17 protein-coding genes, 1 tRNA gene and 2 other annotated features are annotated in these 13,463 nt (G+C 48.7%); all 18 genes read left to right on the top strand.

From position 1 onward, the window contains the following. Positions 1-16 precede the first annotated feature (16 nt). On the top strand, positions 17-1,186 hold the full coding sequence (locus tag ACYQ2N_RS09040) for a PIN/TRAM domain-containing protein (protein WP_459998925.1): 1,170 nt from the start codon (positions 17-19) through the stop codon (positions 1,184-1,186). Then, entirely contained in the window at positions 1,173-1,883 is a 711-nt protein-coding gene (ispD, locus tag ACYQ2N_RS09035) for a 2-C-methyl-D-erythritol 4-phosphate cytidylyltransferase (RefSeq protein ID WP_459998924.1), read from the top strand. The genes ACYQ2N_RS09040 and ispD overlap by 14 nt, the downstream gene beginning before the upstream one ends. Then, positions 1,876-2,352 (top strand): 2-C-methyl-D-erythritol 2,4-cyclodiphosphate synthase, encoded by a 477-nt coding sequence (gene ispF, locus ACYQ2N_RS09030; protein WP_460000497.1) that lies wholly within the window; start codon positions 1,876-1,878, stop codon positions 2,350-2,352. Before ispD ends, ispF begins: the two co-directional genes overlap by 8 nt. Positions 2,353-2,424: 72 nt before the next feature. Continuing rightward, positions 2,425-3,879: a glutamate--tRNA ligase gene (gene gltX, locus ACYQ2N_RS09025; RefSeq protein ID WP_459998923.1), complete on the top strand. Its 1,455-nt coding sequence runs from the start codon at positions 2,425-2,427 to the stop codon at positions 3,877-3,879. A 186-nt stretch (positions 3,880-4,065) separates the two neighbouring features. Beyond that, positions 4,066-4,309, top strand: a binding site (T-box leader). 105 nt (positions 4,310-4,414) lie between these two features. Continuing rightward, positions 4,415-5,107, top strand: coding sequence for a serine O-acetyltransferase (gene cysE / locus ACYQ2N_RS09020; protein WP_459998922.1), 693 nt, complete (start codon positions 4,415-4,417; stop codon positions 5,105-5,107). Continuing rightward, a complete protein-coding gene (cysS, locus tag ACYQ2N_RS09015) occupies positions 5,058-6,485 on the top strand; it encodes a cysteine--tRNA ligase (protein WP_459998921.1) in 1,428 nt (475 codons plus the stop codon). Before cysE ends, cysS begins: the two co-directional genes overlap by 50 nt. A 54-nt stretch (positions 6,486-6,539) precedes the next feature. Then, positions 6,540-6,947: a Mini-ribonuclease 3 gene (locus ACYQ2N_RS09010; protein ID WP_460000496.1), complete on the top strand. Its 408-nt coding sequence runs from the start codon at positions 6,540-6,542 to the stop codon at positions 6,945-6,947. 66 nt (positions 6,948-7,013) lie between these two features. Further along, positions 7,014-7,649, top strand: coding sequence for an FAD-dependent thymidylate synthase (thyX, locus tag ACYQ2N_RS09005; RefSeq protein ID WP_459998920.1), 636 nt, complete (start codon positions 7,014-7,016; stop codon positions 7,647-7,649). 2 nt (positions 7,650-7,651) lie between these two features. Continuing rightward, positions 7,652-8,407, top strand: a complete 756-nt coding sequence (rlmB, locus tag ACYQ2N_RS09000) for a 23S rRNA (guanosine(2251)-2'-O)-methyltransferase RlmB (protein ID WP_459998918.1) — start codon at positions 7,652-7,654, stop codon at positions 8,405-8,407. Positions 8,408-8,581: 174 nt separating this feature from the next. Further along, positions 8,582-9,235 (top strand): RNA polymerase sporulation sigma factor SigH, encoded by a 654-nt coding sequence (gene sigH, locus ACYQ2N_RS08995; RefSeq protein ID WP_459998917.1) that lies wholly within the window; start codon positions 8,582-8,584, stop codon positions 9,233-9,235. Between the two features lie 96 nt (positions 9,236-9,331). Beyond that, positions 9,332-9,415 (top strand) — tRNA-Tyr (locus tag ACYQ2N_RS08990). A 212-nt stretch (positions 9,416-9,627) separates the two neighbouring features. Then, the gene (gene rpmG / locus ACYQ2N_RS08985; protein WP_459998915.1) at positions 9,628-9,777 is read left to right on the top strand and encodes a 50S ribosomal protein L33; all 150 of its coding nucleotides are present in this window, start codon (positions 9,628-9,630) and stop codon (positions 9,775-9,777) included. An 86-nt stretch (positions 9,778-9,863) separates the two neighbouring features. Continuing rightward, a complete protein-coding gene (gene secE / locus ACYQ2N_RS08980) occupies positions 9,864-10,085 on the top strand; it encodes a preprotein translocase subunit SecE (RefSeq protein WP_459998914.1) in 222 nt (73 codons plus the stop codon). 59 nt (positions 10,086-10,144) lie between these two features. Further along, positions 10,145-10,672, top strand: coding sequence for a transcription termination/antitermination protein NusG (nusG, locus tag ACYQ2N_RS08975; RefSeq protein ID WP_459998912.1), 528 nt, complete (start codon positions 10,145-10,147; stop codon positions 10,670-10,672). A 28-nt stretch (positions 10,673-10,700) separates the two neighbouring features. Beyond that, positions 10,701-11,129, top strand: a complete 429-nt coding sequence (rplK, locus tag ACYQ2N_RS08970; RefSeq protein WP_459998911.1) for a 50S ribosomal protein L11 — start codon at positions 10,701-10,703, stop codon at positions 11,127-11,129. A gap of 47 nt (positions 11,130-11,176) precedes the next feature. After that, positions 11,177-11,869, top strand: a complete 693-nt coding sequence (gene rplA / locus ACYQ2N_RS08965; protein ID WP_459998910.1) for a 50S ribosomal protein L1 — start codon at positions 11,177-11,179, stop codon at positions 11,867-11,869. A 61-nt stretch (positions 11,870-11,930) separates the two neighbouring features. Next, positions 11,931-12,069, top strand: a sequence feature (ribosomal protein L10 leader region). A 28-nt stretch (positions 12,070-12,097) separates the two neighbouring features. Continuing rightward, positions 12,098-12,616, top strand: a complete 519-nt coding sequence (gene rplJ / locus ACYQ2N_RS08960) for a 50S ribosomal protein L10 (RefSeq protein WP_459998909.1) — start codon at positions 12,098-12,100, stop codon at positions 12,614-12,616. A 33-nt stretch (positions 12,617-12,649) separates the two neighbouring features. Next, positions 12,650-13,027 carry a 50S ribosomal protein L7/L12 gene (gene rplL, locus ACYQ2N_RS08955; protein WP_459998907.1) on the top strand — a complete coding sequence of 126 codons (378 nt, stop codon included), beginning with the start codon at positions 12,650-12,652 and terminating at the stop codon, positions 13,025-13,027. Positions 13,028-13,463: the final 436 nt, after the last annotated feature.

The raw sequence follows: 13,463 nt of genomic DNA, 5'->3' as shown, positions 1-13,463 counted from the left end.
GTAAGGAGGTGAAACGATGATTCGCAATTTAATCCGCGCTATCATCACCCTGTTATTGGGGGGGCTTGGTTTTTATTTAGACTATGTGTTGCTCAGGCTCAATCTGCTACAGTCCTTAGGCTGGGGCTTTAATCCTGCCTGGACTTATGTCGCTATGGTCGTGCTCTTTGCTGTTATCGGTTTTCTCATCGCTCCGGCCAGCATTCGGGGCTTTTTAGTGCTGATCAGTTGGGTTGACAGCAGGATGCAGAGAATACCAACGCACGAGCTTATGGGCGGGGCCGTGGGGGCCATTATCGGACTTATTATAGCTAGTTTGTTTAGCAGTTCTTTCATCAGCATTCCTTTTCTGGGGCCACTTTTGTCTATACTCTTAAGCTTATTCTTAGGATACCTGGGACTGAGTCTCGGTGCCAAACGCAAAGAAGAGGTTTTAAGCTTTTTTAATGTTTTCCCTAAATTCCGGGACAGGGGTGACAAAGGAGAAAAAGGGGAAAAGAACAAAGAAGCCAGAACAGCCAAGGTGCCTGAGAGTTCTCCCAATTATAAAATCCTCGACACCAGTGTCATTATTGATGGGCGTATAGCAGATATTGTGCAGACCGGTTTTGTGGAAGGAACTCTGCTTATCCCCGGTTTTGTGCTGGAAGAACTGCGCCACATTGCCGATTCCTCTGATTTACTCAAACGCAACCGCGGGCGACGCGGTCTGGATATCTTGAATCAAATCTCCAAGGAAACGGCGGTCAAAGTCCATATTCATGAACAGGATTTTGATGACATTATGGAAGTTGACAGTAAATTGGTTCGGTTGGGGCAAGTTCTGGGATCCCCGGTTCTCACCAATGATTATAACCTTAACAAAGTGGCTGAACTGCAGGGAGTAAAAGTTCTCAATATCAATGAGTTAGCGAACGCGGTTAAGCCAGTGGTTTTGCCTGGCGAGGAAATGCTGGTGCAGGTCATGAAGGAAGGCAAAGAGCCGGGTCAAGGGGTTGCTTATCTTGATGATGGTACGATGATTGTGGTCGACACCGGCCGCCGTTATATGGGACAGCATATAACTGTGCTTGTAACCAGTGTCCTCCAAACGGCAGCGGGCAGGATGATTTTTGCCAAGCCCAAGGGGATGGTTGAAAAAAAGTCGATGACCCTGGCGAATGATGAGGTGAATGCGATTGGATGAGGTGGGGGTCATCATTCCTGCTGCGGGGAGCGGCACAAGGATGGGGACTTCCTTAAATAAACAGTTTCTTATGCTTAAAGGGGTACCGGTTCTTGTGCATACTGCGCGTATTTTTCAATCTTCCGAATTCGTTCGGGAGATTGTTATTGTGGGAGCTAGAGAAGAAATTCCCATGATTCGCGAGCTGGTTGCAGAATATAAACTTAGCAAAGTTCAAGACATAGCTCCTGGCGGGGCAACACGTCAGGAGTCTGTAACATCCGGACTTAATGCTCTCCATTCGGATGCTAAGAGAGTGGTGGTCCACGATGGGGCGCGTCCTCTTTTGCCTCTGGCGTTGTTGCACCGTTTCCTAGGAGCAGCGGAAGGGACTGTGGCTGCCCTGATGGCGGTTGAGCCGAAGGATACGATAACAAGGATCGATGCGAACGGGTGGGTGGTGGAAACCCCCGCGCGCGAGGAACTGCGCGCCGTTCAGACTCCGCAGGTCTTTGATCTTTTGATTTTAAGAGAAGCTCACCGCCGCGCTGCCTTAGAGGGTTTTGCCGGTACGGACGATGCGTCTCTCGTAGAATGGCTGGGACATCCGGTGAAAGTCTTGGAAGGGTCGCCGGAGAATATTAAGCTTACTACTCCGGAAGATTTGCTCCTGGCAGAACAGATTCTCGCTGGCAGGGACGGTGATATTAATTTTTAGAGTAGGACTAGGGTATGATGTTCATGCTTTCGCCCCAGGGCGAGCCTTGATTTTAGGCGGGGTAAACATCCCTTACGAGCGCGGGTTGCTGGGACACTCTGATGCAGATGTTCTAATTCACGCCCTTATGGATGCCATGCTGGGAGCCCTGGCCTTGGGAGATATCGGGAAGCATTTTCCGGACACTGATGAACGCTACCGGGGAATTTCCAGTGTACTGCTCTTAAAACATGTGCAGGAACTCCTTAGCACAGAAGGGTACACAGTAGGAAATCTGGACAGTATCATTGTGGCCCAGAAGCCAAAGCTGGCACCCTATATACCTGAAATGCGCACGAATTTGGCCCGGGCCTTGGATATTGATGAAGCTCAAGTCTCAGTCAAAGCCACGACCACTGAGCGCTTAGGGTTTGAAGGCAGAGAAGAAGGCATCAGCGCCCAGGCGCTTATTCTGCTTCTTAAATCCTAGTATAATGGCATCGTGTAGAATTTAGCGAGGTCTGTCGAATTTTTAGGGGGTCAGACCCCGGGGAGGAAAACAATGAAGCTTAAAGTAAGATTTGCCCCTAGCCCGACCGGGCCTCTGCATATTGGAGGCGCGCGCTCGGCCTTGTTTAATTATTTATTGGCCCGTAAACATAACGGCACTTTTATTGTGCGCAGCGAGGATACAGACTTAGAGCGCTCCAGCCGTGAATCCGAACATAATATTTTAGAAGCCTTGCGCTGGTTAGGGATAGAATGGGATGAAGGGATTGAGGTCGGGGGGGAGAATGGACCTTACCGCCAGACCGAGCGCCTTGAGCTTTATCGGGAGTATACAGATAAGTTGTTGGCCCAGGGGCATGCTTACCACTGTTATTGCTCTGAGGAAGAGCTGGAGCAGGAGCGGCAGGAGTTGACAGCGAAAGGGGGAACTCCGCGTTATCTAGGTAAATGCCGCCACCTTACCCCTGAACAGAAGGCTGCATACGAGGCTGAGGGCCGCCAACCGGTCGTCCGTTTCAAGGTGCCGGAAGGCAAGCAGATTCTCATTCGGGATCTTGTGCGCGGAGACGTGGTATTTGAGAGTGACGGGATCGGAGATTATATCATCGTCAAGTCTGATGGCATCCCTACTTATAACTTTGCGGTTGTGGTTGATGATATTTCCATGAGTATAACGCAGGTTATTCGGGGGGAGGAGCATCTTTCGAACACTCCGCGCCAAGTTTTGATTTACGAGGCTTTGGGTGTGCCGGTGCCGGAGTTTGCCCATATCTCTCTCATTCTCAACACTGAAGGGCGCAAGATGAGCAAGCGCGATGGCGATACCGCGGTTATAGATTATCAGAACAAAGGGTACCTGCCGGAAGCGGTGATTAATTTCATCGTGCTCATGGGCTGGTCTCCGCCGGGTGAAGAACAGTTTTTCACGTTGGAGGAACTGGCGGACAAGTTCGCGCTCGACCGCGTGTCGAAGAGCCCGGCTGTATTTGACCTTAATAAGCTTAATTGGATCAATGCCCATTATCTTAAAGAGGCTGCCCCTGAGCGCTTGGCTGAGCTTGCACTGCCACATTTGCGCGATGCTGGGGTGATGCCGACAGGAGAGATCTCGACCGAGCAAAGAGCTTGGGCTAGCGCCTTTGTGCAGGCTGTTATTGAGCATGTATCTTACCTGGCTCAAGTCAAGGATTATGTCCATTATTTCTACGGCGGACAAGCCTTGGAGCCTGACGAAGAAGCACGGGAGGTCCTCAGAGGGGAACAGGTTCCGCAAGTTTTAGAGGCTTTTAAGAGTAAGATGGCGGAAAGCAAGCCTGTTACGGCTGAAGATGCCAAAGCAATGCTTAAGCAACTGACCAAAGAGCTAAAGCTAGGGGCCAAGTTCATATTTATGCCAGTAAGGGCTGCTCTAACCGGGCGGGTGCACGGTCCGGATCTCGATAAAATCATAGCCCTCTTAGGCCCTGACGATGTTTTACATAGGCTTGAAACTCTGGCACTTCTCTAAAAAAGATTTTGTGTCATGTCATAATTGAAGCAATGCCATTTTCTTTTTAAGCGGATGGACTTAGTTGACATCCTCTTAAGATTTGTTATAATCCGTATAATAAATCCTAAATTGTTCTCCAGGTTGAACGATATAACTAAGCAATTCTCAAATTGGTTTATGTAGATTTTGCTTAGATTATCGTGCGTAAAAGTGATGACAGGAAAGAGTACAGAAGTGGATTTGTCGGCAGCGAGGACGGAAGGGTGAGAGCCGTCCCGAAAAACTTCTGGAAGTGCGTCCTTGAACCGGTTAGGGGAAGTGAGTACCTTAACCCGTCTCAGCTGCGTTAAAGGCTATGAGCGGAACAGGCACGTGCATATTGATGATGCAATGCGCAAAAGTATCTTGTTCAAGCAGAGTGGAACCACGGGAATTCTTCGTCTCTGCACGAGGGGTTCCTTTTTTATTTTATTCCTGTGTAATGCATGAGGGTAAAATTTTAGCTTGAGACCGGGAATCATATTTTGGAGAATGAAAAGCGGGGTGATGGCAAGTGTTTCGGCAAGTTCGCGAAGATATCCAGGTCATATTCGAACGGGACCCGGCCGCCAAAAGTATCATCGAGGTGGTCCTCTGTTACCCTGGTTTTCATGCCTTGCTTTTGCACCGGATGGCGCACGCCCTGTATAAGCGCAAGCTTGTGCTCCTGCCGCGCCTGATCTCACAGCTGTCCCGCTTTTTGACCGGGATTGAGATCCATCCGGGAGCCACGATCGGCCAAGGCTTCTTTATTGATCACGGTACCGGGGTGGTGATTGGGGAGACAACGGAAATTGGGGACAATGTCACACTTTACCAGGGAGTTACTTTGGGCGGAACGGGGAAAGAAAAAGGGAAAAGGCACCCGACCCTTGGGAATAACGTAGTGGTAGGGTCCGGGGCCAAGATCCTGGGGTCGGTTACAATTGGAGACAATGTCAAAATAGGAGCCGGTTCAGTCGTGGTTAAGCCTGTTCCCAATGATTCCACAGTGGTAGGGGTTCCGGGACGGGTCGTCATCAGAAGGGGCGAATCGGTTCGGGATTTTGATCTGAGGCATGAGGTTCTTCCGGACCCGGTGACCGAGATGATACAGTGCCTCATGGACAGGGTAGATAGACTTGAGCGGGAATTACAGGAGAAGGGAGACAGATGCGATGTCTTTGAGATTGTTCAACACCATGACCCGTCAAAAAGAAGAGTTTAAGCCGCGTGAACACGGGAAAGTAGGAGTCTATGCCTGCGGGCCTACCACCTATAATTTCTTCCATCTAGGGAATGCCCGTATGCTGGTAGATTTTGACATGATCCGGCGCTATTTAATGTATAAGGGATATGAAGTCAACTATATTCAAAACTTTACGGATGTGGACGATAAGATTATTAAGCGTGGCCAAGAGGAAGGCATGGAGCCGTTGTCCTTAGCCCGTAAATATATTGACGAGTATTTTAAAGACGCCAAGGCTTTGAATATTCTTCCGGCGACCATTCACCCAAAGGCCACGGAGCATATCCCGGAAATGATCGAGATTATTCAAGGATTAATAGCTAAAGGTTTGGCTTATGAAGTAGAAGGGGATGTCTATTTTGCGGTCAACAGGTTTCCCGGCTACGGTAAGCTGTCCGGGCGGACGCTCGAAGATATGCAGGCGGGGGCCCGCGTGGAAGTGGACGAGCGTAAAGAAAACCCGATGGATTTTGCGCTTTGGAAGAAAGCCAAGCCTGGGGAACCTTACTGGGAGAGCCCCTGGGGTCAGGGCCGACCAGGCTGGCATATTGAGTGTTCGGCCATGTCTTTGAAATATCTGGGTGCTGGGTTTGACATTCACGGTGGGGGCGGGGACTTGGTGTTTCCGCACCATGAAAATGAGATTGCCCAGTCCGAAGGTTACCTGGGCGGGGGGACATTTGCCCGTCATTGGATGCATACCGCTTTTCTTACGGTCAAACAGGAGAAGATGTCCAAATCTCTCGGCAACTTCTTTACAGTCAGAGAAATGCTCGCTGAGTACCCGGGAGAAGTGATCCGCTTTTATCTGCTCGGGACTCATTATCGCAGCCCGCTTGATTTTGATGATGAAAAACTGGAGATGGCGCAGAAAGGGTTAGAACGCCTGCAGACAAGCGTACGTCTGGCTTCCGAGGCGCTAAACAGGGAAAGCAGGACTTTGCCCCCACAGGAAAAGGAAGAGGAGTTAAAGCAGAACGCAAGAGATACTCGCCACAGCTTTGAAAAGGCGATGGATGATGATTTTAATTCTGCATTGGCTTATGCAGCCTTGTATGACTTGGCTAAAGCCCTAAATACGCATGTCCAGGAAAACCAGGCTCGCTCTGAAGGGCTACAGCTTGCGTATAACACGTTGCTGGAACTGGCCGGAGTTCTAGGCTTTGATTTGGCACATCCGGCGCAAAGTGGCGCCAAGGATGACAAAAAACTGAATCAGGTTATGGACATTCTGCTGCAAGTGCGGGCGCGGGCCCGGCAGCAGAAAGACTGGGCTACGTCAGACTACATCCGGGATGCATTGAAGGAAGCCGGAATAGTCATCGAGGACACACCCCAAGGAGCACGCTGGCATTAGGCTCAAAATCGAATATCGAATATCGAATATCGAATATCGAAATAGGGAGTGGTTATCTTTAGCGGAAAACGTAACTGGCAGGAATTAAATTCCTTAAGCTTGGCGTACTTGGGAGACGCTGTTTATGAATTGTGGGTGCGCAGCCACCTCTTGGACCAAGGGCATGAGAAAGTGCGGGAGCTGCACAAGGCCACCGTTGCTTACGTGCGGGCAGGCACTCAAGCCAAAGTGCTGCACAGCCTGTGGCCGGATTTGGATGAGGTTGAACAGCAGGTCGTGCTGCGCGGGCGCAACACGAAAGGGAGCCACCCGAAAAATGTAGATGTAGTGACATACCGCCATGCCACCGCTTTTGAGGCCTTGGTCGGGTATTGGCAGCTGACAGAGCGTTTCGAACGGATGGAATGGGCCTTCGGGCAAATAGAAGGGATAATGGCTGAAGATAGCTATTCAAAGACCTAAATATTTTGGCAAAGACACGGAAAAAATTTAGCATATAGAATTTGTCTTGAGAGAGGATTGGCATATATGGAAGTTAAGCTGCTTACGACCTCCCCTCACTACTTGAAAAGCATCTGGGTGGCAGCGCGGACATGTTACAGCCCGATGTCCCCCATTGAATTGATGGAACAGGAACCATCGACAGATGAGATGCTAAGGATAGCTGAGCATATCCTAAAAAGCAGGCATTTAAGCGTGCTGGAGCATTGCACGATGACTTTCGCGGTGAGAGATGTTTCCAGGACTCTTTTGGCTCAGTATTCACGGCATCGCATTGGGGTAAGTCTCTCCGTGCAAAGCCAGCGTTATGTGTCAGAGCAGTCTGGGAAAAAGAGCGGCAGTCTGTTCGACTTTGTGATGCCGCCGGAAATTACGCAAAACCCTGCACTCCGGGAAGAATTTAGCAAAGCCATGGGGCAAGCCCAAGAGGTTTATGACCGCTTATTAAGCCTGGGCGTGAAAAAAGAGGATGCCCGCTTTGTCTTGCCAGGGTCAGCCGGGACTAATTTTGTTACTTCTCTAAATTTGCGTTCTTTTCTGGATGTGTATGAGAAGAGGGTGTTGACACCGGGAGCCCAGTGGGAGATAAAAGAGATGATGCAAAGGATGGCTGGGCTTTTGCTGGAAAGGGAACCCTGGCTTAATAAGATTCTGGGAGTGTAGCCATGAACGAAGAAATAGTGTACGGGAGAAATCCTGTCCGAGAATTGATCGAGAGCGGGAAACCGGTAAATAAGGTCCTGATCCAAAAAGAAGGAGAGGATCGGCGCAGTCATGATCTTATCAACAGTTTGCGTGACCGTGGGATTCCTTTTCAGTTGGTAGACCGCCAGGTTCTGGACAGGGTTACGGAAGGGGCTAAGCACCAGGGGATTATGGCTTACATCGCAGCCCGCGAATATGCCAAGGTGGAAGATATTATTGAATTGGCCCGCACGCGCCAGGAGGAGCCTTTTATTCTGGCCCTGGATGGGCTTGAAGACCCGCATAACCTGGGAGCACTCCTGCGGACTGTAGATGCTGTGGGGGCGCATGGGGTGATTATTCCGAAGCGGCGCAATGTGGCCTTGACCGCAATTGTGGCCAAGACTTCGGCGGGGGCCTTGGAGCATGTGCTGGTGGCAAGGGTGAGCAATCTGGTTCAGAGCCTACGCGAGCTGAAAGAAGAGGGCTGTTGGGTTTCGGGAGCAGAGGCTGGCGGCACAGATATTTACAGTGCTGATCTTACAGGATCCAGAGTATTGGTCATTGGGAGTGAGGGCCAGGGAATGAGCCGTCTGGTGCGGGAGACATGTGATGAGATTGTAAGCATCCCGATGCTGGGCAAGGTCAGTTCCCTCAATGCCAGTGTAGCGGGCTCGGTTATGCTGTATGAAGCCTTACGGCAGCGAAGAAGAACTGGAGCTGAAGGTCAGGTATAGAAGCTGCAGAGTAAGAGCCTCCACCCGTTGAGTCGAAGGCTTGGCGTGGCCGACAGAACCTCTGAAAGTTCGCCTTGACGCTAATCTTTGCCGTCAGTTATAATTAGAATGTCCTGCGGACAAGGAAGTAACGGGAATGCACCATCTTCATCCCAAGAAACAGGGGGGATCTGATTGAGTCTTAATGCCCAACCTGAACTTCCAGAAGGGTGCGAATTACTCGATACCTTTATCGATGAAGAGGTTGTCGAACTGGCCAAAGAAGGCGATGCTGCATCACTGGAATACCTAATTAACAAATATAAAAACTTCGTCAGAGCAAAGGCTCGTTCATATTTTTTAATCGGTGCCGACCGTGAGGACATTATTCAAGAGGGAATGATTGGACTTTATAAAGCTATCCGCGATTTTCGCGGGGATAAGCTTTCATCGTTCCGCGCCTTTGCTGAACTGTGCATTACCAGACAAATCATTACGGCGATTAAAACTGCAACCCGGCAAAAGCATATTCCGCTCAATTCTTATGTCTCATTGAATAAGCCCATATATGACGAGGATTCTGACCGCACTTTGCTTGATGTGATTTCCGGAACCAGAATTACCGATCCGGAAGAACTAATTATCAGCAGGGAAGAATTCGACGATATCGAAGAAAAGATGGGCGAAATTCTCAGTTCGTTAGAGTGGAAAGTTTTAATGGCTTACCTTGAAGGGAAATCCTATCAGGAGATTGCCGTAGACTTAAGGCGTCATGTCAAATCGATTGATAACGCGCTTCAACGGGTCAAAAGAAAGCTCGAACGCTATTTGGAACGGCGCGATGGCTAATGCTTGTTGGATTAAAGAGGAAGATTGAAAATACATATCAGCTCTTGCACCCAAGGGTTATATGTGCTAATCTGTTAGCGCGATTTAGGTGAATATGGGCAGGTGGCCGAGTGGTTAAAGGCGGCAGACTGTAAATCTGTTCCGAAAGGTACGGTGGTTCGAATCCATCCCTGCCCACCAGATTCGATATTCGATATTCGTGGTTCGAGGGTAAAAGCGCGATTTGCGGCTTTGTACTCAAACGTGAATTTGCGAGTAAATAATGTCAAGCGTGAGAAGACGGCTAGGCTGTCTTTTTCTTATTTGACATCGTGACTATCTTGTGCTAAATTATTATGAGCAATGTGCTAAATATCAGAAGCCTGCAAGTGCCCGGGGAGGTGTTCGTTGAAATGCGGGTTGGAATAACTTTGGCTTGTACAGAGTGTAAACAACGCAATTATTCTACTATGAAGAATAAGAAAAACAATCCTGACCGCTTGGAAGTCAAGAAGTACTGCAAGTTCTGCAAGACCCAAACTGTCCACAAAGAAACCAAATAGTTATTTTTTTTTGCGCCAGTTATATTGTACGCCAGGAAGCGTTGTTGGTTTTCGCAGGACACCGATGTTTATAAGGATGTGATGTCATGGGCGCAGTAAAGAAACCGGCAAATGCCCAAAGCACAACAATCAAAACCAAAGATTATTTGAGTGGGGCTTGGAGTGAATTAAAAAAGGTTCATTGGCCAAACCGGCAACAATTGCTTACTTATACCGGAGTTGTATTTGTCTCCGTTGCGATTGTGGCTTTTCTGCTTTGGATTGTTGACAGCGGGCTGTCTGCAGCCTTCTCCAGGGTCTATGGATGAGGCTCTCAATAATCCATAGGAGGGTTGGGGCCTACTGCAAGGGGGTTCCCAGATAAAAGATGGCTAAGAATTGGTATGTAATCCATACGTATTCCGGTTATGAAAACAAGGTAAAGACCAACTTAGAGAAGCGTGTTGAATCCATGAATATGGAGGATAAAATCTTTCGCGTTCTGGTGCCGATGGAGGATGAAATCGAAATCAAGAACGGGAAGAAAAAAATCACTAAGCGCAAGGTCTTTCCTGGATATGTGCTGGTAGAAATGGAAATGACGGATGACTCTTGGTATGTCGTACGCAATACCCCGGGAGTTACCGGCTTTGTCGGGACGGGTGCCAAACCAATCCCGCTCTTACAGCACGAGGTTTTAATCATTATGCGCCAGATGGGGCTTGAAGAGACTCGTACCAAGATTAATTTTGCCGTCGATGAAAATGTCCGGGTATCTTCCGGGCCCTTTAAGGATTTCATCGGAGTCGTACGGCAGATTTTAGAAGACAAGGGTAAATTGCGGGTATCTGTGTCCATGTTTGGCCGCGAGACTCCCTTGGAATTGGATTTTGATCAGGTTGAAAAGCTTGACTAGAGTATACCCTGACAAGGAGGTGTAGAGAATGGCAAAAAGAGTGGTAGGTCTGGTAAAATTGGCGATTCAGGCGAGTAAAGCTACACCGGCACCTCCGGTTGGTCCGGCGCTTGGTCAGCACGGGGTCAATATTATGGCCTTTTGCAAAGAGTACAATGAGCGTACCAAGGATCAAGCGGGTTTGATTATTCCGGTTGAAATTACTGTTTTTGAAGATCGCTCCTTTACCTTTATTACCAAAACTCCGCCCGCTTCAGTGCTGCTGAAAAAAGCTGCTAATATTGAGTCTGGTTCCTCTGAGCCTAACCGCAAAAAGGTGGCCAAAGTGAGTAAATCTAAAGTCCGCGAAATAGCCGAACTTAAGATGAAAGACTTGAACGCAGCCAGTATTGAAGCAGCTATGCGCATGGTTGAGGGCACTGCCCGCAGCATGGGTGTAGAAATTATCGAAGGTTAAGGAATTAAGTGGGAGGAGTAATCCGTTAACCACAAGGAGGTTAGAGAATGGCCAAAGTAGGAAAGAATTACCAGGATGCTCTTAAGGCCTATGACCGCGATGCGGTCTATGAGCCTGCAGAAGCCCTGGCGATTGTCAAAAAGATTGCCAAAGCGAAATTTGACGAAACGGTCGAAGTAGCTTTCAAGCTCGGTATTGATACCCGTCATGCCGATCAGCAGATCCGTGGTGCGCTTGTGCTACCTAACGGAACTGGGAAAACACGGAGTGTCTTGGTTTTCGCTAAAGGGGACAAGGCTAAAGAAGCAGAACAAGCCGGAGCAGATTTTGTTGGCGCTGAAGATATGATCGCCAAGATCGAACAAGGCTGGTTTGGTTTTGAAGTGGCTGTTGCCACTCCGGACATGATGGGCATGGTCGGTAAGCTCGGAAGATTGCTCGGACCTAAGGGTCTGATGCCCAACCCGAAAACAGGAACGGTTACTTTCGATGTTGCCCGGGCTATTAAAGATGTCAAAGCTGGTAAGATCGAATACCGGGCAGATAAGGCCGGGATTATTCATGCCCCTATTGGTAAAGTCTCTTTTGACGAGACCAAACTCGTTGAGAATTACCGAGTGTTGGCAGAAACCCTGATTAAGGCTAAGCCCGCTGCTGCCAAGGGCCAATATGTCAAGAGTGTAACTGTTTCTTCGACTATGGGGCCAGGTGTAAGCATCAATCCTTTGAAAGCTCACTGAGCAAGTGCCTTGACGGCACTTTCCAGATGAGATATACTTCGAAAGAACTATAGTTCGAAAGAACTGAATAACTTTTCCGCTGTAGACAGCAGGAGCCTTAAGGCTTAATATTTCCTGCCGAGGTTGGATGCACAGGCAACTTGCTATGTTTCCTTGGCGTTCTTAACCTCTGCAGCAGCGGAGGTTTTTTAATGTTCTGTTCTGACGTGCGGAAGGAGGTGGACACAAATGCCCGATATCGAAGCTAAATCTCAGGTTGTAGCCGAGATTAAAGACAAATTCGAACACTCTGCCGGGGTGGTGTTAGCAGACTACCGCGGCCTGACTGTGGCTGAAGTCACTAAACTGCGCGTGCAGTTGCGCCAAGCCGGAGTGGACTACAGGGTACTCAAAAACACGATGGTACGCCGGGCGGCCAATGAAGTAGGAATTCAAGGACTTGATTCTTACCTGGAAGGTCCGACAGCAGTAGCTTTTTCAGCTGATCCGGTAGCCCCGGCCAAAGTCTTAGTCGATTTTGCCAAGACGAATAAGAAGTTTGCGATCAAGGCCGGAGTGCTTGAAGGAAAAGTAATTGGTCCGGACGGAGTTAAATCTTTAGCGGATCTGCCGTCACGCGAGGTTCTGCTCGCGATGGTGCTTGCCGGAATTCAGGCTCCGCTGGTTGGACTGGTCAATGTCCTGCAGGGACCGATTCGCAAGATGGGCTATGCTTTAGAAGAAGTGCGTAAGCTGAAAGAAGCATAATAAACTTTAATAATTTTTTAGGAGGAAATTAAAATGTCTAAAGTTGCTGAGATCATTGAAGCCGTTAAAGGCTTAACCGTACTTGAGCTTTCTGAATTAGTGAAAGCGTTTGAAGAAGAGTTCGGCGTAAGCGCTGCTGCTCCGGTTGCAGTTGCCGCTGCTCCTGCCGCTGCCGCTGCCGCTGTTGTAGTTGAAGAGCAAACTGAATTCGATGTAATTCTGACCGGTGCTGGCGCTTCTAAGATCAATGTTATCAAAGTAGTGCGCGAAGTAACCGGGTTAGGCCTTAAAGAAGCTAAGGAACTCGTGGACAATGCTCCGAAGCCTGTAAAAGAAAAGGTTTCCAAAGAGGATGCCGAGGCTCTGAAAGCCAAGTTTACCGAAGCTGGTGCTTCTGTCGAAGTGAAGTAAGCGGATAATTTTAGACTGAGATAAACGGGGGCTGCTCAGAAGATATTCTGGGCAGTCCTTTGACGTTAATCCAATCATTGCTGAATTGGACAGGATTCTTGTTAATATCTCAAAAAAATTTACCCTAAAAGTCCTTTTTTGCTTGACCTTTCCCTTAAGTGTTGGTATACTTAATAATCGTTACTGTGTCAGTAATTGGTAAGGATTATCCAGTTTTTAAGGCTAGTCAGAAAGTATATGTCTCAAGGCGCATAAGTGCAACTAAGGCTTCCGCCTGCGCCTTAAGGCTAACAAGTGCGTTAGTCCTTCACGGACTAACGGGCGCAAGCCAAGTTTTCTTTAGAAATTTATACCCTGAGACATAAGCTTATCACACTGGGGAGATAATAATTTGGATGTGTGCATCTCTATGAGGGAGATCCATAAACAGGGAAGC

This window comes from Paradesulfitobacterium aromaticivorans, assembly GCF_054657415.1.
This window is presented reverse-complemented; position numbering and strand designations above follow the sequence as displayed.

Bases quoted from the DNA above. Each gene is read 5' to 3' on its own strand.
- secE (WP_459998914.1), top strand. From the start codon at position 9,864: ATGGGCGCAGTAAAGAAACCGGCAAATGCCCAAAGCACAACAATCAAA.
- cysS (WP_459998921.1), top strand. From the start codon at position 5,058: ATGTCTTTGAGATTGTTCAACACCATGACCCGTCAAAAAGAAGAGTTT.
- gltX (WP_459998923.1), top strand. From the start codon at position 2,425: ATGAAGCTTAAAGTAAGATTTGCCCCTAGCCCGACCGGGCCTCTGCAT.
- nusG (WP_459998912.1), top strand. From the start codon at position 10,145: ATGGCTAAGAATTGGTATGTAATCCATACGTATTCCGGTTATGAAAAC.
- ispD (WP_459998924.1), top strand. From the start codon at position 1,173: ATGCGATTGGATGAGGTGGGGGTCATCATTCCTGCTGCGGGGAGCGGC.
- thyX (WP_459998920.1), top strand. From the start codon at position 7,014: ATGGAAGTTAAGCTGCTTACGACCTCCCCTCACTACTTGAAAAGCATC.
- rlmB (WP_459998918.1), top strand. From the start codon at position 7,652: ATGAACGAAGAAATAGTGTACGGGAGAAATCCTGTCCGAGAATTGATC.
- rplA (WP_459998910.1), top strand. From the start codon at position 11,177: ATGGCCAAAGTAGGAAAGAATTACCAGGATGCTCTTAAGGCCTATGAC.
- rplJ (WP_459998909.1), top strand. From the start codon at position 12,098: ATGCCCGATATCGAAGCTAAATCTCAGGTTGTAGCCGAGATTAAAGAC.
- rplK (WP_459998911.1), top strand. From the start codon at position 10,701: ATGGCAAAAAGAGTGGTAGGTCTGGTAAAATTGGCGATTCAGGCGAGT.
- ACYQ2N_RS09040 (WP_459998925.1), top strand. From the start codon at position 17: ATGATTCGCAATTTAATCCGCGCTATCATCACCCTGTTATTGGGGGGG.
- rplL (WP_459998907.1), top strand. From the start codon at position 12,650: ATGTCTAAAGTTGCTGAGATCATTGAAGCCGTTAAAGGCTTAACCGTA.
- rpmG (WP_459998915.1), top strand. From the start codon at position 9,628: ATGCGGGTTGGAATAACTTTGGCTTGTACAGAGTGTAAACAACGCAAT.